Consider the following 23,522-nt stretch of genomic DNA (forward strand, 5'->3'; position numbering starts at 1 on the left):
AATCGCTATATGATTGTCATTGCTTTGGGTTTGTCATCCGTAATTCAGCGACTTTCTCTCTGGTAATTGTAGTACTGCTTTTGTTCCCCCAAGAATTAATAATATAGTTCATGACATCGGCCACTTCTTGATTTGTCAATTTTATGGCCTTCATTTTCTTGTCATAAGCAATGCCGTTGACAACGATTTCACCTTCTTGACCAAATAAAATGCCTCGTATGCTCTCTTCAGGATTATTTTTTAAGTAATCTGATTTTGCAAGAGGTGGTATGCGTTTTCCTTTTCCCATGCCGTTTTTGCCGTGGCATGCTGAGCATTTTTTTCTGTAGATGGTTTCACCGAGCTTTATACTTTCAGAAAGCGGGTCAGGCTGTTGCGCCATAATCGCTTGCAGGCAAACAAAGAAAATCAATGGAAAAAAGAGCTTCATCGTTGGGGTATGAGCTTGTAGATTCCTTTGCCTTCAATCGCCACGTAAATATAGCCATCAGGTCCCTGCTTTACATTGCGTACCCTGCCCGTGCCCTCCAATAGTTTTTCACGGTACGTGATTTTGTTGTTCTTGATTTCCAGCCGTTCCAGATATTGAAAGGCCAACGAGCCAACCAAAAGATTGCCCTGCCAATCAGGGAATTTGTCTGATGTCACAAAGGCCATTCCGCAGGGTGCGATTGAAGGTGTCCACTGATAAAGTGGCTGTTCCATCCCGGGTCGTGTTGTTTCGTCGGTGATCTTGGTGCCGACATAGTTGATGCCGTAGGTGATGACTGGCCAACCATAGTTTTTGCCTTTTTCAACAACATTGATTTCGTCTCCACCTCGTGGGCCGTGTTCATGTGCCCAAAGTTTTCCTGTTTCTGGATGCAGTGCCAGCCCTTGCGGATTTCGATGTCCGTAGCTAAAAATGGCGGTTTTGGCTCCTGACCTGTTGACAAAAGGGTTGTCTTCTGGAATGCTTCCATCATCATTGATACGGTAGATTTTTCCACCGTCACGGGTGATGTCCTGTGGGTTTTCATCACGATTGCCACGATCACCGATGGAGAAGTATAGGTATCCTTCGTTGTCGAATTCCAAACGAGAGCCAAAATGCTGGCCTCGACCCGTATTGGGCACTCCCTTGTAGAGCTGTTGGTGGTCGATCAGCCTGTTTCCTTCCAGTTTGGCACGCATGATGGCCGTATTTCCACCGCTTCCGCTTCCCTTTGAGGAGGAATAGGAGAAATAAATCCATCCATTTTTGTCATAATCAGGATGCAATTCCACATCCATAAATCCGCCCTGACCCCGCACATAAATCTCTGGAAGGTTGGAAATCAGGGTTTTATTTCCATTTTTGAAATGGATGAGTTCTCCGGCTTTTTCAGTGATCAGCATACTGCCATCAGACAAGAAGGCCATACCCCATGGATTCTGGAGGTCATCGATGAAGAGCACTGTTGAAAAATTGATTTCTTTGGGAACATTGATGCCCGAATCCTTTTTTTGAGCACAGGATGTGGTGAGCATTACAACGAAAAAATACAGGAAATACGCACTTTTTTTCATAAATTCACGTTGAAAGAGAGTATTATATGGATGAATTGCGGTCTTTGTACCGAAGATAAAAATTAAGTTTCTATTGATTAAATAATTACAACGCTGGAATATAAAGGTCCCCAAATCTGAATATTCTACCATAACAAATTAACCTATGCTCTCTAGAAAACCAAGGCATACCTACTATGCCCTGCTGTTGGTACTTATATCGATAGTTTTTTCTTCAGCAGTGGCGAACAATGAAGTTCGTAATCTCTTTTCTGAGGTCGTATTTTCTAATTCAAAAGAAAAGTCTGAAAAGGCAGACCCAATTGCATCTGAAGCTAAATTTGACGTTGTTGCAGATTCCCGTGCTCTTGAGAGCATGATGTTTATGACCATCATTCAAGGCGCTGATGAAGAGGTGGGCTGTAGTAATAACGGATTCACGGTCGCACGTTTCAACCTTTGTGGTGATTCTGATGACAGAACCATTTCGCTATCTGGCGGACCTTACGGTTCGGTGCATTGGCAGCTGTTGGGGGGGTCTTGCTCACCCGACATCAATGAAGACTGCCCGAATACCACTGTCTCTTGCTACACAACTGTTCAGACTGGGCAAACATTTAATCTAGATGCCAGTACCATCCCAGCAGGCTCCGGGGCCGAGTTTCGCGTAGTTGCAGATGGTCAGCAATTCTTTTTTAAGGTCAAGAAAAGTACCATTACCCAAACCTATGTAAAGCGTGATTACATCTGTGGTGTTGATGGCCGCATTCAGATCACCAACCTATCAAGTGCCTATGAATTCAGTATAGATGGCGGTACAAATTGGCAGACTTCCGCCATATTCGATGGCCTTGCACCAGGTACTTACAATATTATTGCCCGTTTACAGAACACGCCCAATACCTGTGAGTATCCCTACGAACCTATCGTTATCGAACAGTTGGATATCAGTATGGATGTTGAATTTATAGACGCCCTATGTTTTGGGGATACGGGCAGCATCACAGTTACCGTAAACGATGTACCGGGACCGTACAAGTATACCCTGCTGGATGAAAATGGTGTGCCCCAAGAGTTTACAACCTTTATCACAACAAACCCATACACGTTCAGTGCTGTGGGTTTTGGCACGTATAGCGTTCAGGTAGAGACGCAGCAATGTACGGGTGACCCGGGCAATGGAATACCACCCCCTCGTCAAAATCTTGACATTAACGGGAATCCTATTATCATCGGTGACGGGGTCGTAGCGTTGACGGCCTCTACGGAAGTCAATGAAAGTTTGAGTTCAGAACCCGGTTGTGGTTCACCCAATGTGGATATTATCTTAAGGACATCTGGAGGTACCCCACCATATACCTATACTGTTAATGGAGGGCCAGGCGGTACGTTTAGCCCACCCCAGACCACTTTTACCGTGAACACCGCGGGCACTTATGATTTTGTCATTACAGATGCCAATGGTTGTGACATAACTGCTTCTGCCGATGTTGAAGAATTGACACCGCCTGATGTTACGGTCAGTGGTGTTGACGGTACATGTACCAATGGAGGGGCCCGATTGGAGTTCAATGTTATCGATGGAAAGGGTTATGACCTGAGTTTTAGGGCTACACCCGCTGATGCTTGGAGCACAAGTCCATCAATTTCTGTACCCGCAGGCACCTATGGCGCAAGTAATCCCACTGGGCCGATCGAGGTCTTATACGAACAAGGAGGGTTCAGTTGTATTCTGGAAATCACAACAGATGTCACGGTAACTGAAACAGGTGCCATAAACGGTGCCGATCCCACTTTTGTAGACCGTTCTTGTAATGGTTCGGGGGGTGTTGACAATGGTTCCATTACTTTTCCAGGTGCTTATTCGGGTGCTGGTGGCGGACCTTATGAGTTCAGTATCAACGGCTCTGACTTTTTTCCACAGCAAGTATTCAACAACCTACCATCGGGAACATACACTCCAGCTGTGCGAAATGCTTCAGGATGCCGTCGCGATTTTACGGCAATCACCATTGCTGATGTAGACCCACCGACCGACATCACTTTTACGCAGAGCAACACGAATTGTGCGGCCAACACCTCTGATGTACAATTGACGGCCACGGCAAATTTTGCCATTGCCACTTATGAGGTTATCAGTCCGGTAACAATTAACAACGGCGGTAGTGACACCTTTACAGGGTTGACCAACAATGTCAACCATGTGTTCAGAATTACGGACATCAATGGTTGTACATACGAAGAAAGCTTTACCCCAGCGGTTATCAGTACGATTCGGGCACGGGTCAAATCAGGAGGGGACCTGCGGGTTTGCCCGACTGCTACCGATGGCAATGCCACTTTTTTGGTCGATGGTTTTGCCAATACCTATTCCTATACGGTCACTCCGGGCGGATTCAGCGGTACGGGAGAAAGCGGTCTTGAGGTTCCGATTACAGGTTTGGGCGCAAATACCTATACCATTACGGTAACCGATGATGATACAGGTTGTACCGATACGGCCAGTGTCACGGTGGTTGAGCCTTCATCACCTTTGACACTCAATGCCAATGTCACCGATATGAGCTGTCAGAACAACAACGTTGGTCGTGTAGAAGCTTTGGCATCCGGTGGATTTGGCAGTTATCGCTATGAATTGGATTGGCCAACACCACCGGGAATCACGCAAGGCCCAAAAAGCGGGCGTTTCTTCGGTAATCTGACCGCTGAGGGCATGTACACCTTGACAGTGACCGATTCTGAAGGATGTACAGCTACGACAACGTTTAACCTGAGTGAAGTTGACCCACCAACTATTGCCCTTGGCCCCGTTGATTATTGTTTCGGCCCGGGCGATGATGCGGCCATCACAGTGACTTCGACTGCGGGTAGTGCCCCAATCGCTTCACACCAATATCGAATTAATGGGGGAGCCTTGCAGGGAAGTCCGACATTTAATGGCTTGGTGCCCGGCACTTATACGGTTGAGGTGGTCGATGGCAATAATTGTACCGATGACTTGCAGGTGACCATTCCGCCCCAGATACAGATCAGTCTGAATTTAATTACGGAGATTCCTTGTGGCGGTAATGGAGAAATGGGCATTTCAATAAGTGGCGGTGATATTTCCACTTTAGCAAGTACGTCATACACCATTTTTCGTGATGGAGTTGCAGTAGCAGGACATACTGGTAATGTACTGCCTTCGAATCCTTTCAACTATACGGTACCATTGGGTCAAGACGGTGATTATACTGTTGAAGTTACCGATAACAATGGCTGTACAAATACCTCTCCGCCCTTGACGTTCACTGCGCCAGTGCCGATTACGGCCACTGCCAATGCGGTTGGCCCAAGTTGTGGCGATGCTTCCAGTGGATATGTAGAGATTATTCCTGATGTTTCTACAGGCACCCCTGCTTTTCAAGTAATTTTTGCCCCTCAGGGCACAGGTCTGGTCGATAGTCCTTTTGACGCTTCACAGCCTCCAGGATTTACCTACAGTTCGCAGACCATCTATTCGGGACTTTCCTCAGGAACTTATGAATATATCGTAAAGGATGCCCGAAACTGTACAACGGGGGTTCAGACCGTTACCGTGGTAGATGATTTGACAAACCCACCTGATGCGAACATAACGCCCATAGATGCAACTTGTAGTGGAGCAATAGTGTCTGGTGGTATTACCATTAACAGTATCACAGATGGTTCGCCAAACTTTACCATTATCATTGAAGATAATTTTGGCAATGAATTTATTCGAAGGGAAAATGTAAGCTTAGCGGATTTGCCATTGGCTATAACCGATCCTTCCCTTATTCAAGGAAACTATACGGTCATCACATTGGACTCTAGAGGTTGTATTGATCAGGATACAGTAAGTATCGGCTCTTCCACTGTTGATATTGTGCCTGATTTCGATGTTCCTGATAGTTGTGTTGCTGGACTATTGCCACAATGTGTGGATATTGTAGGGGGTACAGGTCCATTTGAGATTCGATTGGTTGAGATTCCTGCCAATCCATTTGTTTCCCCCAATAGTGGGGCGAGAAGACATTGCTTTGCAGATTTGGTGCCCGGTGCCTCGTACACCGTAGAAGTTCTGGATACTGCAACCAATTGTACCTACATTGAGACAGTCGATGTACCTGATGAGTCAGGCGATATCGATGTTGCGTTGTCAATTGATAATGGCAATTGTAATGGTGATGACGTAGAGCTGGATTATACCATTCCAGCGACTGCAACTGGCCCTTTTGATATCGTTATCAGAAATTTGGATACTGGTGCTATTGTGTACGAAACCTCTCCTACAACGACCAATTTTACAGATACTTTTTTGGTACCCCAAGGGCCTTATTCCATATCAGTTGTCGATACAGGTACGAATTGTACGGGCGGCGATGAAATCGAGGCCACCTTGAACATGCCCCGTGTGGATGTCATCGACAACCAAAATGCAAACTGTAACGAATTGGGCCAATTGACGTTTAGGGGTAGTGGCGGTAGTCCGTATGCTCCGGGAGTACTTCCAAATGATTCTCCGTATGAGTATGCCGTGGTACCCCAAGGTACTCCACCGACGTATCCTGGAGATTATGGCGTAGAAACAACAGTGGCCTTACCAGGTTCATTGGCCCCCGGTACTGCTTATGATATTTGGGTTCGTGATTCTCGGGGTTGTGAGTTCCAGACTTCTGCTACCGTGGTACAGTTGGATCCTGATCTGCCCATTCCGACAATTTCGGTGAACAACCAGTGCGATGTTACCCCTCCTGTGGGTGGTTTCCAGATAGATGTGACCATGCCGGCAAATATTGACAATCCAACCTTCACATTGGGTGGACAAACCTTGGTTCCTGCCTATGATGGAATCAATCCCACAACGGCAACCTTCAACGTCCCTAGTGTAGGAGTTTATGATGTGTATGTAGTGGATTCAAATGGTTGTGATGTTGATACAACTGCCGAAGTATATCAGATTCTTTCGGCTTCCGGTGGCTTTTCCACAGATCCTACCTGTGAGGACGCTGACGGAATCATCACCATTGTTGCCAATGGTGGTAGTGGCGATTTCACCTATCGTCTTACGGGAACGGATTTTAATTCCAATGCCGTTGATATTACCGATCCCAATGCGGATGGCATCTTTGAAAACATAGCCCCGGGAACTTATCAGGTTGTCGTGACTGATAATTTGGTGACCGATGGCACCAACAATTGTACTGCTACGGTCAGTAGTATCATTGCCGACGCTCCGGTACTACCATTAATCGCTGATACGGGAGAAAGCGATGTGAGTTGTAATGGTGCCGCTGATGGTAGTATCAGTGTGGTATTGAGCCCAGGTACGGATGTAGATGGAATTGCCGAATATAGGCTCTACCAAAATACCACCTTGCCTTTATCCGGTACGGAAACCCCCGACGCTACCAATACGTCAGGCTCTTTTGACAATCTTGACCCATTTACGTACGTCGTTCAGGTGGTGACCGATAAGGGATGTACCGCTGAAGCCCAAGTAACAATTGACGAACCGCCCGTATTCGAAATTACGGCCACAGATGAGACGCTGACCTGTGAAAATGGCACCAACCGTTTCAGTACAGCGACAATTTCAGCAAGTATAGTCGGTACGAATATTGGAAATGGAGCACCCTACGGATATCGTATTGCGCCCACTGGAGTAACTCCCACTGATAGTTATCAGAGTAGTCCAGATTTTGATATCGTAGACAATGGTACTGATCAAGACATTACGATTTATGCCATTGATGCCAATGGTTGTGAATCGCAAGTGGATATTACCGTATTTGCACCTACGGATGTCGTACCGAGTATCGCACAAGTGACCCCATTGACCTGTGCAGTTGATGAAAGGGTACGTATTGATGTGGTCGGAACTACAAATTTCACGGTCATTACCTCTGGACCTTCGGGCACCACTGTGGCAGATGTGACACAATCCAGTGGAACTTTTGACTTTGTTGACTTACCAGCACCAGGAGACTATTTAATTGAAGTACAGGACAATAGCCCAGGGGGTTGTAGTTATCCGCTTCCGGTGTATACGGTAGTGCCACCGATAAGTCCCACCGTTGTTATTTCAGAGGCCAATCCTGTGTTGTGTTTCGGTGATTCCAACGGCGCCTTGAATATAGAGGTCACAGATTACGTGGGCACCAGATACAGTTATGAAGCTTTTTTGTTGGATGTTGGTGGAAACCGCATTGTTCCAGCACAGGCTTCAGGAAACTTTGATACCTCGGTGGCAAATCCAGAAACGATTACAGGCCTTCCCGGAGGAAATTATGTGGTTGATATCGTGTCATTGGATGACCCAGAATGTCCGGCCACCAGTAATGTGGCCACGGTACGAACGCCCAATGGGCCATTGGTGCCAGATGCAGTTGAAATCGGTAATGTTGCCTGTACGGATGATAACGGTGTGATTGAAGCCAATCTGAATGGTGGATGGGATACTGCACCCTATGAATATCGATTGCTATTTGACAGCGATAGTGATGGTACTTATGAAACCGAAGAAGTTACGTGGAGCAACAACAATAGGTTTGAAAACCTTTCCAGCGGAGATTACCGTGTTGAATTTAGGGATGTAGAAGGATGTCCAGCTACATTTGACATAACCCTCGACCCCATTGACCCTATACAGGCAGGTATTCGTGAGCCACAAGCATTGGTGTGCCCTGATGGAAACAATGCGGTTCTAGAGGCCTATGACCCAACAACAGGTGATGCTGTCACGGCTATTGCTGGGGCAACTGGTGGTGTGGCCGGTGCAGGTTACAAATACCAGTTGATTTATTTGGGAAGTAACAATATTGCAGATGAACTTTCCCGAAGCGGTCTGCAAGATTCTCCAACATTTGTGGGTGCCACTGGTGGATTCATCAGTGAAGGTTGGTATGCCATTGAAGTTTCTTCAAGTTTTGGCTGTGTCGGTGTGACTGTTCCTTATTATGTGGATCCGCCACCACCGGTTATTCCTACGTTGGTTCAGGTACAGGCACCTGGTTGCGGTGGGCTCGGTCAAATGCGTTTGTCGATAACAAATCCAGAAGTTGGCTTTGAATATGAGTATCGCCCTGTGGGTGCTGCACCATCAGACCCGTTCACTTCTATGGGTGTGGGCAATACCTCGGTATTGATTGATGGTGGACCAGGATTTTATCAATTCGAGGTGCGAAAAGTAAATGCCACCGATACCTGTGGTACCATAGACTCTAACGGACTTACTTTGGTCGATGCCCAAAATATTGACTTGGTGGTCAACCAACCCGATGATATATCGTGTTCGAATGAAATAGATGGGCGTATCGAATCGTTTTCTTCGGGTGGTGTGGGTTTCAATACCTATACGTTATATTTGGGCGACCCTGTTGATGCCTTTAGTCCAGCTCCGTCGGCCGTGGTGGTTGACTCGAATGACTTCGGTACCTTTGAAGGTCTTGATGCTTCACCTGACTACTATGTTGCAGTAATTAGTGGTGCGACCTGTCAAGAAATTGAGGGCCCTTTTGAGGTAGCTCGTCCTGAACCCATTGTTTATACTGCTTCTGCAACACCGATAACCTGTAATGGTGAGGAAGATGGTACGATTACCGTCGAGGTGACCAGCGGAGGTGTGGGGCTTGTACAGTTTGCCATCAGTCCAAATTTTAATGAATTTTTCAGCGACCCAGCAAACTCTGGAGTCTTTACATTCGAGGATTTGGAAGGGGATGTCAATGGCCGCGCCTACACTATCTTGATACAAGATTCTGAAGGATGTTCAGAGACCGCGATTGTTGAGGTCTTTGAGCCCTCTGAATTGCAGGTTTCTGCCACACAAACCCCTGAGATATGTCTTGGCTTTGCAGATGGAACCGCCCAATTGAACATTACTGGTGGTACGCCTTTTGTTGACACTACAGGAGTAGAATACTACGAAGTGAGCATGAACTCATCCGATGATGCCGATTTCGCTAGAAACGACACCTTATTCTTTGACGGACTTCTTGGTGGTGAGTCGTATGTATTCTTCGTTCGTGATGCCAATGGCTGTGTCACCAATATTGTTGTACCGATTGACATAGGTGTTGATATTGCCGCTGAAGCCGTGGTTGAATATGGTTGTGAGGGTATTTTTCCAAACAATAGCACGACCATAGTCTCACAAAATGGCACATCATTCAATGATGTATTGTTTTCTTTGGATGTAGATGATATTACCGTTGCCAATACTGAGAGAAGCTGGGGTGACTTGCCTGCAGGTGACCATACGGTATACCTGTACCATGCAAACGGTTGTGCCACTTTTGTAGAGTTTACCATTGATGCATACGACCCATTGACCGTTGAAGCTGCAAAGACAGGACCCGATGAGGTTACGGTTACGGCAACTGGCGGATTTGGAAACTACGAATATTTCTTCCAGGGTGAATCCACGGGAAGCAATAATATTTTCAATATCAGTTATGATGCCACCATTAATATTAGGGTGGTGGATGAAAGAGGTTGCGTTGCCAATTTGGTTTTTCCATTTGATTTTGATGGCATGGTCGATTTCCCCAATTTCTTCACCCCTGATGGCGATAACATGAATGATGAATGGTTCCCGAGAAATCGTGAATTCTTCCCCAATATTGAAGTCATTATCTACGATAGGTATGGTAGGGTAGTGGCCCGTTTGGACCAAGTGGAGAAATGGGATGGAAATTATGAAGGTAACCCTTTACCAACAGGAGATTACTGGTATGTAGTCTTCGCCAACGATAATGAAAAGCAACAATACGTAGGTCATTTTACCTTGTATCGATAAAGAAAGATGATAAAATTAAATTTAAAAGGCATCCATGGATTTGGATGCTTTTTCTTTTGGATTTAATGTTTATTTTTGCACTCTTATTTTCGGGATGTGGCGCAGCCCGGTTAGCGCACACGCCTGGGGGGCGTGGGGTCGCAGGTTCAAATCCTGTCATCCCGACTCATCTTTTCAATACTCTGGTAGTCTTTCGATTATCAGAGTTTTTTATTTCATATACTAACATGCTGGATTACAAATTCTTTCCGGAGATGACCATTACGTAAAATTATTCTAAAAACGAATTATTTTAACAGCTATTTGCATCGATAGTGATAAATTTTATTCGTTTAGAATTAGCGTTATATCGAACTATTAAATAAATTTATACTTCATAAGTAGGTTAAGTACACATTTCGCACTTTTCTGGGCGAGATGTGAATTATGAAACTTCTGAAAGGGGGCGTTGGGGAACGCCCCCTTTCTTATTTGATGCATTGGTAAAGCGAACAGCTGGTAACAACTCCAGATTGTTTTGTTCAATAGGTGTTATCTATACAAGGTAAAGTTTCCTATAAACTCTCTGGTATCTTGTTCACCGTTCAATTTTATGATGTACCAGTAATCACCTGATGGTAAATCGGTCAATTGGTATTGACCATCCCAACCATCTTGATTTCCTTCAAAAAGATATATTTTCCTTCCGTATCTATCGAAGATCTTAATAAAGATGTTGGGGTATTGCTCGATGTTTCTGGGTCGCCACACATCATTGTTGCCATCCCCATCAGGGGTGAAGAAATTGGGTATTTCAACATCAATAAATTCCATAAAGATTTCTTGGGTCACACTGCACCCATTTTCATCAGTGACGGTCACCGAATACGTATCGGTAGCCGTGATGTAATACTCTGGATCATCACCGTTATCTTCACCATTGAAGGTAAAAGTGTAATTACCCGTTCCGCCGATGGCCAATGCAGAAATGGTGTTGATGCCTCCTTCGGATAGCTGTAGCTCCAATGGATCAAAATCAACGATATTGAATTCGAAGGTATTGGTACATCCGTTGCTGTGAACCACGGTAATGAAATGGTCTCCCGCTGAAAGATTTTCAAAAGTTCCGTCCAAGACCATCAGGGCAGGGTCGGTCGTATCCAATCCATACAGCACTTCACCAGCAACCGTGTCATCTTCAAAAGAAATACTCACTTCGTTTGTGGCCACGCCCATGTCACAAGGATAGCTGACCAATGCTTCACCTGCAAGATTTGCGCCGCTTTCCACTTCAAATACTTCAGAAATTTGACAGCCGTTCGCATCCCTGATAAACACCACATGGGTGCCGCTCGGCAAGTTGGTATATTCCAAAACACCCTCTGCAAAGTCTGAATCGCTATTGCTGTTCAGGCTCGTGAAATAAGGCGCGGTTCCACCATTGATTTCAAGCGTTATGGCCCCGTCGCTGCTTTCAAAACAGATTTCATCCAACACCGTGGTCGATACGGTCAATTCATGGGGTTCCGTAATCGTAAAATCAATCACCTCAAAGCAACCGTTAGCATCTTGGGCAATGACTGTATAATCGCCGGGCGCTAATTCATCGAAAGTATTTTCATCGACAAATTGGTTTAGGTTAGGTGAGATAGCAAATTGGTAAGGCCCGGTACCACCTTGAACATCCAAAGTAATACTGCCATCTTCTGCACCATTGCAGCTGATGTCTGTTATAGTTTCCTGTACCACTAGTGGAGTAGGTTCTTCAACCTCGATTTCCTCAGAAATCTCTTCACAGTCCCCACTCTGAACACGAATATAATAGGTGCCCTGTGGTAAATCGGCAAACAAACCGGAAGCTTGGTTGGGCCTGATTTCATCTGTCAAAGCCAGATCGGAGAACAGCGCATATTGATAATTGCCCAAACCGCCATCAGCCATGGCTTGAATGACGGCAGTGCTATCACCATTACAGTTTACACTTGCAGCTGAGGTATCGACGGCCAGTGTCAAGTCTTGTACAGCATTTACCACTATTTCGTTGGATACTATGGAAACACAGTTAAAACTGTCCCTCACATAATATTGATAGGCTCCTACGGCCACATTGGTGAACAAATGGGTATTGGCGCCATTGGTCTCATTCATAGGCGAGAAGGAGATTCCATCGGTACTCCATGCATAGGGTGCAGTTCCACCAGAAGCCGTCAATAGCAGTTCGGCACCCAGTTGGCAACTTAAGGTTTGGCTGGTGATCAATTGTGCGTTTACTTCCGTTGGTTCCGTAATTTCTACCACATGGGTCTCGAAAGTACAGCCCATGTCATCCAATACGGTAATGGCATAGAAACCGGCACCTAGATTGTCGAAGGTTTGATTCGTTTGTGAAACTGAAGTTTGCAGCACCGTGGTTCTTGATGCATCACTGTAGGTGGTCAAGATATAGCGATAATTGGTGCTCACATTTCTTGGATCCAAGGTAACCGTTACCGAAGCATCGGTATCGCCTTCGCAGACAAGATTTGTATTGGATATGGTACCTGTAATCGGGTCGGGCAGGAGTAGCTCGAAGGCGTTTGTAACTGTTTCAGTGCATCCCAAAGCATCTGTTACACTGACCTCATACTGGCCAGCGGTCAGTCCTTTAAAGATATGTCCATTGACCTGTGTTACCGTAGTCACTGCACTGGTGCCTAAATGTGTTAAACTAATGTCGTACGGAGCTTGACCACCCAATGGACTTATTGTTGCACTGCCCTGGTCATTTGTACAACCCACATCAACTAAATCAATAGGAGCCAACGTAATACCAGCGCTCGGAGTAGTGATGCTGAATGACCGTACCTGTGCACAATCAGGGAATGCGTCTTGGGTAACTTCCACCAAATAATTCCCTGCAGGAACGTCTATTGCTGTGGTAGGCCCTATGTTTGCCGAAGTTCCCGTTAAAATAGCCACTCCATCATCAGAACGGTCAGCAGGTGTACCGTTTGTGTCAAAAATGCTCCAAGAGAAGCCACCCGCATAAGTTGCATCAACCAATGTCAATCGTATGCTTCCATCATCGCCAAAACATACTACATCAGATAGTTTTTCAACCGTAACGTCAAACGTATTGGGTTCTTCCACTTCATGGGTAATGATTTGTTCGCATCCTGTATTGATATTGCGAACACCAAAGGTGTACGACCCAGCCGACAAATCTAGAAATTGGTTGGATGCTTGATACGCAGCAGAGGGCAGCATTCTAAACTCATAATTGCCTGGATGTGTCGCATAGCTGGTCAAGCTACTTGTAATATTTATGGTAATGTCTTCGCCGGCATTGCTGCAACTGATGGGGTCATCGACATGAATTGTAGGTGTTCCTAAGATATCAAAAGGAGCAATCGTCGCCGTAGTACTTCCAAAGCAACCTTGGTCATCGTATACATTGATGGTGTAGACACCACCATCTGGATTCGTTTCAATGTAGGTGGCATTGGTGCCGGATTGAACCGTATTTGGGGCTTCAATTGCTGGAGTATTTGGGTCATCCTCCTCAATAAATTCATAACGGATATAGGTTCCGCTGCCACCTTGAACAAAGGGAGCTACATCATTGACCGTGATTGATGCATTGTTCGCTGCATTGCCTGAAGTACAACCGAATTCTACAACCGTAGGAGCAGGTACGGTAATCGCTGTTGGCTCTGCAATAGCTATTGGGGCACTGTCAACACTACAATTGTTGGTAGCGGCATTTCCGGTTACGGTAATCACATACCCACTTGCGGTTGCTGGGCCGAGGCCAGTAAACGTTGCCGAATTGCCTGTGGTACTTGTAGGTGCTATGCTGGTTGCGGTTCCATCCATCGAAGTAATCTCAAAAGTATAGGGTGCTGCAGCCCCGTTGGTGGTTGAAATGGTAATGCTGCCATCATTGGCGCCCATACAGGAAACATCATATGCAATAATCGCAGGGTCAATGATAGGCGTAATCCTGTCCGGTACATTGATTACAAATACCCGGTCACAGCTTGCGTTACTTGGTGTAGCTGTATCGTAAATGGTAATGGTATAATCACCGGGCAGTGGCGCATGGTAATTAAAGTTATGGCTCGGTACCGTCGTTTGGGTCACCGCGGGTGCACCTGCAGTATTGGTGATGCTGTATTCATAAGTGCCTGAACCATCCAAAATCTCAATAGTAATGCTTGCTTCCGGGGTAGCTGTACAATCCAATAGCTTGGTCAATGTGGCATCCGCGGATAAAACAGGATGGACCACAAAATTGGTTTCCACTTCAGTACAACCGTTGCCATCCATGACATACACATCATAGGCACCGGGAACAACATTGATAAAGTTGCCGCCATTGTCTTCATACGCGGTTGGTGCAGGGTTGCCAAAAGGTACCATGGCATAACGTAGATTTCCCGCTGCCGAAGCACCAACTGCGGTTACCGTTATCGGTGCGGCACAATTATCTTGACTAACGCTCAAGGTCGGATTGGGCGACAAAGTCAGCGGCACAGTATTGGTTACAAATGAACACCCATATTGGTCGTACAAAGTCACTGTATAATTTCCTGCTGGGGAATTTACAGGTATTTCAACTGGATTATCCGTAGTTCCGGTAAGGGTCGTGAATCCTGCAGGACCTGATACGTCATAGGTATAAGGAGCCCCGCCGCCACCGGAAATACCATTGATTGAAATCAAACCAGGAAGGTTACATGAAATATTTCTTGTGACCACAGCCATTGCATTCAAGGGTGCCAATTCGGGCACATACGTATTTTCACTTGCTCCCTTACACGCTTCAGTACTGTTATCGGCCTCTATCTGAGTAATTTCAATATAGTAGTCTCCCTCACCCAAAGGAACCGTGGTCGTAATAGTCGAGTTGAATGGAACATTACCGCCACTGGTCTCGATGGGCGTTGTATTGCCCACTTGGTATATCTCCCAATTCATGTTGGGATAAGCCGTATCCGGCGTGACCGTAAATGTGATTTCACCTGTGGTGGCCCCTGCGCATGTCGGTGTAACATTGGTGGTAAATTCTATGGGTAAATCCACAGAGGGTATGTCATTCACATTGACACTGCTTGAGCGTACACAGCTATCATTTTCAACATAAAAAACATAGGTTCTTCCAGGTACCAGTAAAGGTAGACCAGGTGCTTGAGGTGTTGTGGGGTCTATGTTCGCAAAGGTATGGGTAGTACCATGAGGAATATTGGCTGTCCATACCGCTGTTGTACCATCGAAGTTTTCAGCATCATCTGTGTATGTGTAACGATATCCTGCCGCGGTATCTCCTTCTTCACCGCGAACCGTGACCTGAAGTTCATTACAGTTCAATACCTGTGGAAATAACGTAATGTCCAAATCATCAACAGGGAAAGGAATGATAAAGCGATCAAAATCTTTTTGACAAATCGTACCACTGGGTAAAGTAACCCTGATGGAAGGGAATACGGGTGTTCCCGAAGTATAACCTCTTATCTCGTGGTCAGTACTCCAATTGGTTCCACCATCCGAGCTATATTCTACCGTGCCTGTAGGAGTCACAACATTAATGAAATTAAAACCATAATCCGCTGGAGTATCGCTACAATCATTGGGAATTTCTGGATCGATGTCTGCCGTAATCTCGGTAGCATTGTTTATGGTCACTGTTGTGGAGGTCACCGTACAGCCGTTGGCATCGGTAATGGTCACCTCGTAATCACCAACTCCGATACCGTTGTAGGTAAGGGTAGTGGTTGAAATGTTCGAGTTGCTTCGGCCATAATCGATTCCGTCTCCTGGAGAAAGATCAACCAATGTGTAGGTATATGGCGAGGTTCCGCCACCCACGGTAATATCAACAAAACCTAATCCATCAAAACATTCAGGGTCAGTAGCCGTTGCACTTACGGATAAATTGGTAACTGGGGTCAGGATGATATCCTCCTCCAAAAAGGAACATATCGCAGGTGAACCATTATTATCCTGTACATAGACATCGTAACCCGACGGATTGGCCGTTGCCATTGCATCGGTCACCGTCAATGTATTGGCTGTGGTGTATAAGCCAGCAGGACTCGTATTTGCGGGTACGATGGCATAAAGCAATGTACCGTTGCCACCAGTGGCGGTGACGGTAATCAAACCGTTATTACAGGCACTGAGCGGTGTTACTACTACATCGACGACCAACTGGGGTTCGATGATTACAGTTTGCGTGTTTGGAGCGGTTGGACAACCAAATTGGTCCCTTACCTCAATATCGTAGCTTCCAGCAGAAAGTCCTGTAAATGTATGGCTGGTGGCCGTTGTTGGAGAAGGTGTAATCCATGGACCGCCATCAATCCTAAATTCATAATTGCCATTGCCCGAAGTGACATCCACCAAAATGGAACCGTCATTGCTGCCCGAATAACAAGCGGTCGGCGTTACATCAAAAGCAATAGTTGCTGGTGGAGCTACCGTAACAGCGTCTACCATTGGCAACAGTACCTCGCACGCATTATCATCCATCATGCGAACCAAATAGGTGCCATCGGGTACATTCGTAAATGTTGCATTGGTTTGATAGGGCCGTATTACCGTACCAGTGGTATCCTCCAATTGGTATTCGTAGGAGGGATTTCCGCCAGTAGCGGAAGCTTCTAGTGTGCCACCCGTATTAAAACAGGTATAGTCAGCGGTTTGGGCCAAAGATGGAGTTATGATGGATGGCTCAGTCAGTGTGACGGGGAAGGATGCCGTACACGAAACATCATCCAATTTTCTGACTTGAACGGTATAACTGCCATCGGCCAGTGATGGAGACGTTGTTACAGGTGAAGTCATTGAAGTTGTCCAGTTGGTGCCTCCATCCAAAGAATATTCAAAACCGACACCTGAGGTAAAATTGGAAACCTCAAACCGCACAAATCCGTCAGCAGCTGCGTTACAGCTAGGGTCAAAAGCGGTCAGCAATTGTGCGCCAAAGGCTTGGTCAGCTGCGACCACGACAGTCAAATATTGGGTTCTCTCGCAGACTTCGGCCAATTGAAAGGCAGTGATGTCATCCAAAACCAGATCATTACCATCATTACTGTTCACATTGGTCCTAAAAACGATATCAATATCGGTATTTGCTCCTGGATTGAACGTTATGGTACGCTCGTGCCAATCGGTATCGTTGTTGTTTTTTGGAATTTCAGGAGGTGTTTCGGTGTGAATCACGGTTCCGGTATTGTCCAAAATTTCAACGAGTACTTGAGGGTTATTGCCCGCATTTCCAACTTGCATTAGATTGTAGGCCCAAAAATTCAAGGTGATTTCTTCATTGGGCAGTACCTCAATGTCACGTCTCGCCCATAAAATATTGTTCAATTGTGGATTGCCCGTATCTGAGAAAGTACTCACATCTATGGCCAAGAATCGACCACTGGTCAATCCTGTATGGTCTTGCGGACTCAACCATGAGGGTACCGGGTTGGTGACAAAATTGGTGACCGTGTATTCCCCGTTCACCAAGATTCCCGCTGGTCCGCGATTACAGGGGGTCACTGAGCCGTCTTGGGGCTCATAGCAGTAATCAGCACCTATTTCACCAATTTGTGTGGTTGGGCCTGCTCCAAAATCCTCGAAGAACAAAGTACTTTGATTGGGTGCCAAGCTACTGGAATAACCAACGGTGACGGTATATGTACCATCCGAAACATTGGTAAAAATATTGCTGTCGACGGGCGTATTATCGGTACCGTTCAACGCATAAGTATACTCAAAATCTGTTGTATTTGAACTGTTTATGGTTATCGTACCCGTACCGTCACAATTATAATCCACGCCACTGCTTAATGTTGGGTCAGGGGTAGGGGTGGGAACGGTCAAATCAATGGTATGCACACAGCCCAAGGCATCCCGCACCTGTAATTGATGGTTTCCGGGCAGCAGTAGTTGTTCATCATTGGCACTAAAGGCACTGCTGCCATCAAAACGATATTCGTAGGGTGCCTGACCTCCATTGGCATTCAAAATTTTCACCCTTGCCCCATTGGGATTACAGGAAGCATCCTCGATGATTGCAGCTGAAGCAGTCAATCTAAAGGGCTGGTCAATTTCGTAATCCAAGGTTTCCACACACCGCGATGTTGGGGTTCCGCTGGAATCCATTACGATTATGGTATAGAATCCAGCCGATAGATTCACAAATGTGTTGCCTGTCTGATAGGTCGTACCACCATCCAAACTATATTGATACGGTGCGGTGCCCCCAGTGGCAGTGACCGTCAAGGTCGAGGTTGAAGAATCAGCACACACGATGCCCGTATGTGAAGCGGATATCGACACGGTGTCCAAATCTTGTATGGTCACAATATTTGAAAGGGCACTACAGCCATTATCATCAAATACGATAAATTGATAATTGCCATCTTCATTGGGGAAATAAGTTTCTGGCGTACCTCGATAACCAAACAAAAAGTTGGTGGCGGTTTGCTTTGCCGAATCGGGCACATCATCAGGTGAGGCGTAAAGTGGTCCTGAGGGGCCTGACCAAATGGCCATTTCGTAATCGGGATTGGGGCTACCACCACTGGGTGTCAAGGTGATGACCCCCGCATTACAGGTAATGTTCGAGGTGGTAACGGCTTCCACTTCAAGTTCAGGCACTTCACCTACGGTAATGTTTTGGGTATCTGTACAACCGTTATCGGTCGTAGTGATGACAATATAGTCTCCAGGATTTACGTCTTGAAAGGTGTGGGTGTTTTCGTTTGTAGCGACTTCGCTGGTCACAAAAGTACCGTCCCCACCATTGCTGCCGTCATCCAATCGTAACTCATAACTGTAATTGGGCAGTACATTCAGGGCCTGTATTGAAATGGTGCCCAGTTCGTCGCATTCTGCAGCGGTGCTGCTCAAATGTACTTGATAATCGCGTTCTTGAATACCGATGTCTTCGGTTTCGAAAATACAGCTTCCCACAATGGGATCACCCGTAATTGGATTCAACTGCGTCACCTGAACCTTGTAGGTTCCACTGGTGGAAATGTCAAAATTGGGCCCATTGTCATCTGAAAATGGAACAATAATAGCATCGGTATCTACATCTACCAATTGAAAGCCGTAACCAGAACCAACGTTGGTGATTCGGATATTACCGGGCGTACTGCACAAAATGTCAGAAGCGATATGGTCAATGTCAAGATTGTTCTTGAACACGTTGAAATAGAATCGGCTGAAACAACCGTTTTGATAGTTGATCACTACGCGATACTCACCGCTATCGGTCAATGTAAAGTTGTCTTGGATCGCCAAATCATTCCATGTACAGCCACTATTTTTATTGGCACAGTCATCACCGACATCTGAGCAACTTGCTTCGTCCAATTGTTGCCAAACGATACTTTGTGCATCCGTGATACCCAGTTGAATGATGGCATCATCATTTTCACCGCACAAAAAGATGTTTGGCAATAGGTCGCCGTCAGCGGAACATGTGACGATTTCACCCTGCAAATCATTATCGGGATTGGCATCACCATTGACCTGATTGAAATAATCGATAATGGGATTGGTCTGTGTGGTTCCGAAGCGTTCAACGGTGATACGCTCAACCAAGTCAGGGCAGCTACCGCCCGCAGATTTTTCAACAATGTAATTGCCAATATCGGTGACCAATAACGTACTTGGGTCGCTATCAGGGTCACCATCGTCCAATAATGTATCCGCACCATCAATTTGACCGTTGTTATTGTTATCGATGGCCCAATTGTAGGTCGTAAATCCAGTTCCTGCGCTGAGCACCACATCATCACCGCAAAGCTGAACCGTTCTGGCTTGATCACAATTGGCCAAATCGTTGAGAATGGTATTGCTCGCAACTTCAGGAGCGACATCACAGGCTGAGGTCGATGTTGCGCCCCCCTCATCGGTAAAGTTTGCGGGATTCAACACCCCCTGATACGTAGAATAGGCCAAATTTTCAAGTGTTGATGAACAAGCAGCCACAAAATCAGAACAGTTACCGGAGATGGTCACCGTAATTTTAATACTGTATTCGGGGTCGCCTACTTCCACCAAATTATCGGGTATTTGGAAGAAAATCTCATTGGTAGCAGGATTTAGTGGGGTATTTGTAACTCCCGGGGCATTTGAGGTATCAATGTTATCCAGGGTCACATTATTGGGCAAGATATTTCTGATGCTGTAATTCACCGCATTGTCATCGCCCGTATTTTGGAAGCGTAGCACATAATTAAAGGTCTGGCCGAGACTTACGCCCTGCCCATTGATATCTGCGCCACCAAGGTCTTCAGAGGTATTGCCGAGAAGTATTTCAGGTGCAAAAACCTGAATATAGGAAGCCGCATCAACCGTACCGTCTGTTGGGTCAACAACTGGGGTTCCAGTACCGTATTCGCCACCGTCACCGCCATCGGCGTTATTGTCTTTATAAAATTCGTTGGCATCGCTACAACCATCGCCATCGCTATCCAAATCCAAAAGGTCTGGAATGCCGTCACCATCGGTATCACATCCAGCGGTCAACAACTCTCCTTGTATATTGGTGGGGCCGGCCACGTTTTGGCCAATGACAATGGTATTGCTTCCTGATGGATCCCAAGTAAAAGCATTGGGTGGGGTGGTCAGCTGCATAGGTTCTAGTGGCCCATTGGATGTTCTTGAACCAAAGAGTTCCAATTGCCCCGATTGATCAATGACCACTCGCAGCAATGGGGTGCCGTGGGAACCCGTCAAGGTGTATATCTCTGGGTTTCCGTTTTCGCCATATCCGAAACCATCCATAAAACGAGCAAAGTTTCCAGGAACATTTTGAAATTGTATTTCACCCGCCAAGTCGGTACCGTTGATCTGAAGATTGAAAGAATTATCCAGACTAAAAATATCGAGCACCATATAATCTTCGACACTGGTCAATGCGCTGGTATGCGATGCCCCGCCAGAAATGTTGAATGCCAGATTGCTGCACTCATCCCCATCATAAATACCATCATTGTCATCATCTAAATCGGTAATATCGTTGACACCATCGTTGTCATAGTCATTATGAACAACAATTCGAGCTGACGGACTGTCTTCTGTGATATTGGCATCCGTTTGGTCTTGGCTATTGGTAACAGTATTGGTCAAGCTTAAAAGGGGTAGTGTATCAATCTCATCACCACGCACCTCCAACTCTAAAAATGCGGTATCACCACCATCCAAGGTGCCGATATTCCAAACATTGCCACTAAAGCTACCGGTGATGGTAAAGGCATTGACCAAGGTGAGTCCGGCTGGAATGTTATCGGTAATCTGAAGATTCGTCAAGGGGCCCACACCCCAGTTTTGTACACGAATGGTAAACGTAGCCGTCTCACCTTCCATGATTTCAGGCTTGTCAACCGTTTTTTCAAAAACAACGTCAGGGTCACAATATAGCGCCAGAATAGGATTACTGTCATACGTACAGGGCCCTTTAGTACCTCTCAGAAAGTATTCTCCAGCTCCGGGAGGGGCATAACTCGGACTGTTCGCACCGGGAATAGGTTGCCCGTTCTCATACCATTGAAATGCGTCAAAATTGTTGTTCGTGGCCTCGTAAATTTCAGAACCAACAAAACAGCCGCTACCTCCCCTGATGGCGAGTGTCACCTCGGGTAGCGTATCGAATCCGGAGAAATATCCCGCAACACCACGTGCACCGTTAAAGCCAAAGAAGCCTACGGCCATAGGGCCCGTTGATTGAACACTCACATTTCCGTTAAGGTTGGGGATGTAAAAAGTCTTCCAATCCGTTGATCCTGCCACAGGATTGGAGGGAGGCAGGGTTACAGGTCCGTTGCCATCTGTCACAACAATATTGGAGTCTGGGGTGTTGACAGCGGCCACAATGGTCATTCCCCCGGTGACATTAAGGCCCGCCATGTCTCTGATGTCAGGTATATTGTCCATCACATCGGGCAAGAGACAGTTTACGGGAGCCACAAAGTTGAGTCCTTGGGTATAGGGTGTGGTTGCACCTGCCATACATTGATAGGCATAGACGTCTTTAGAGGTCTGCACCAGCATATTCGCCCCAACAGCGTTGGCCGAATAGTGACTGCTGGGTATTTCAAAATACTCACCGTTATCGATGGTCGCTATGGGTGTGGTACTTCCGTTTACAAAAATCTGTGTGTCATCAGAGGTTGCGATCAACAGCGGAAATTCTGTCCATCCGTTGGCATTACCATTACCCCGTATGAATACGTATTCTTTTCCCAACCTGTTTTCAGGAACGGGCTGGTCGATACCGGCATCACGATTACTGGCATTGACCTGTCGCCCAAAGTTTATCGAACCGTTGCTGATGACAATATCTTTATCAGATTCAATGGTCGCTCCGATCCAGCCATCCTCATGGGCTTGGGTCGGGGCATTACCAATGTAGGTTTCAAAAACAAAGGACTCATTGGCATCCAAAACGATTTGATACGTATTGGCCGTTATTCCGGCCCTGTTATTGCCAACCCGAAACTCGCATCCGGGGTCATAACCATAAAGATTAATGGTCGTGTTGTCTTCAGTGGCCATGATGCCCAAAGTATTTGATTTGGATGGATGCGCTCCTCTGTTGGGAACACCGCCCCACTTAAAAGCGGTACCCAAGGCCTGTCTGCCTTTTGCGGTCAAGGATGCCGCCTGCGCATTTGAATTCCCTCTATAATTTACATAGAACCGATTTCCACTGGGGGATTCAAAACGTAATCCACTATTGGTCAAAACAACACCTGTGTTGGCGTTGTTGACCAAGGTGATGTTGTTGTCTCCGTCGGCCAAGGTCCACACTGCTGGACTCACATTTGAAATATTGAAAGTCGCCACTGGGGCCGGATTGGTACCACGATAGGCATTTACAGCGAACGTTGTGGGCTCAGGCGTAGAGAGATATATGGCCTGGTCTCGAATGCCCTGATTGTTTTGACCTTGTTTTAAAGGCGGTAAGTAATGTAGGTCGCTCAATTGAGCGTGAGTATTTTGTGCAGATAGTGCAAAGACTAAAAGGAAAAATAGAAATTGTAGCTTACGCATGGTTTGGGTTTGGGGCTATTTTTAACAAAATAAGAGTGCATGAAATACTTCAACAAAGTATTGTTGTGAAAGTGGTTCGCTATGTTGTAAATCCTTTCCAAGCCCTATGTTTAGTGATTTAAGTAGGCCCTTCTTTTACAGGGAAAATCTATAAACAGTCAGATTTGACCGATAA

4 protein-coding genes and 1 tRNA gene are annotated in these 23,522 nt (G+C 46.1%); 2 read left to right on the top strand and 3 right to left on the bottom strand.

Features of this window, described 5'->3' with window-relative positions:
- Positions 1-16 precede the first annotated feature (16 nt).
- The gene (locus AAAH86_RS02270; protein ID WP_343485875.1) at positions 17-430 is read right to left on the bottom strand and encodes a cytochrome c; all 414 of its coding nucleotides are present in this window, start codon (positions 428-430) and stop codon (positions 17-19) included.
- Positions 427-1,548 carry a PQQ-dependent sugar dehydrogenase gene (locus tag AAAH86_RS02275; RefSeq protein WP_343485876.1) on the bottom strand — a complete coding sequence of 374 codons (1,122 nt, stop codon included), beginning with the start codon at positions 1,546-1,548 and terminating at the stop codon, positions 427-429. The genes AAAH86_RS02270 and AAAH86_RS02275 overlap by 4 nt, the downstream gene beginning before the upstream one ends.
- A 145-nt stretch (positions 1,549-1,693) precedes the next feature.
- Between AAAH86_RS02275 and AAAH86_RS02280 the strand changes: the two genes are divergently transcribed.
- Positions 1,694-10,327, top strand: a complete 8,634-nt coding sequence (locus AAAH86_RS02280; protein WP_343485877.1) for a T9SS type B sorting domain-containing protein — start codon at positions 1,694-1,696, stop codon at positions 10,325-10,327.
- A 90-nt stretch (positions 10,328-10,417) separates the two neighbouring features.
- Positions 10,418-10,492 (top strand) — tRNA-Pro (locus AAAH86_RS02285).
- 366 nt (positions 10,493-10,858) lie between these two features.
- On the opposite strand, the gene AAAH86_RS02290 is transcribed toward AAAH86_RS02285, so the two are convergent.
- Positions 10,859-23,347 (bottom strand): T9SS type B sorting domain-containing protein, encoded by a 12,489-nt coding sequence (locus AAAH86_RS02290; RefSeq protein ID WP_343485878.1) that lies wholly within the window; start codon positions 23,345-23,347, stop codon positions 10,859-10,861.
- Between the last annotated feature and the right edge of the window lie 175 nt (positions 23,348-23,522).

Source organism: Allomuricauda sp. d1, assembly GCF_039592695.1.
Lineage (GTDB): Bacteria > Bacteroidota > Bacteroidia > Flavobacteriales > Flavobacteriaceae > Flagellimonas_A.

Coding starts and splice junctions, on each gene's coding strand:
- AAAH86_RS02290 (WP_343485878.1), bottom strand. CDS start 23,347: ATGCGTAAGCTACAATTTCTATTTTTCCTTTTAGTCTTTGCACTATCT.
- AAAH86_RS02270 (WP_343485875.1), bottom strand. CDS start 430: ATGAAGCTCTTTTTTCCATTGATTTTCTTTGTTTGCCTGCAAGCGATT.
- AAAH86_RS02275 (WP_343485876.1), bottom strand. CDS start 1,548: ATGAAAAAAAGTGCGTATTTCCTGTATTTTTTCGTTGTAATGCTCACC.
- AAAH86_RS02280 (WP_343485877.1), top strand. CDS start 1,694: ATGCTCTCTAGAAAACCAAGGCATACCTACTATGCCCTGCTGTTGGTA.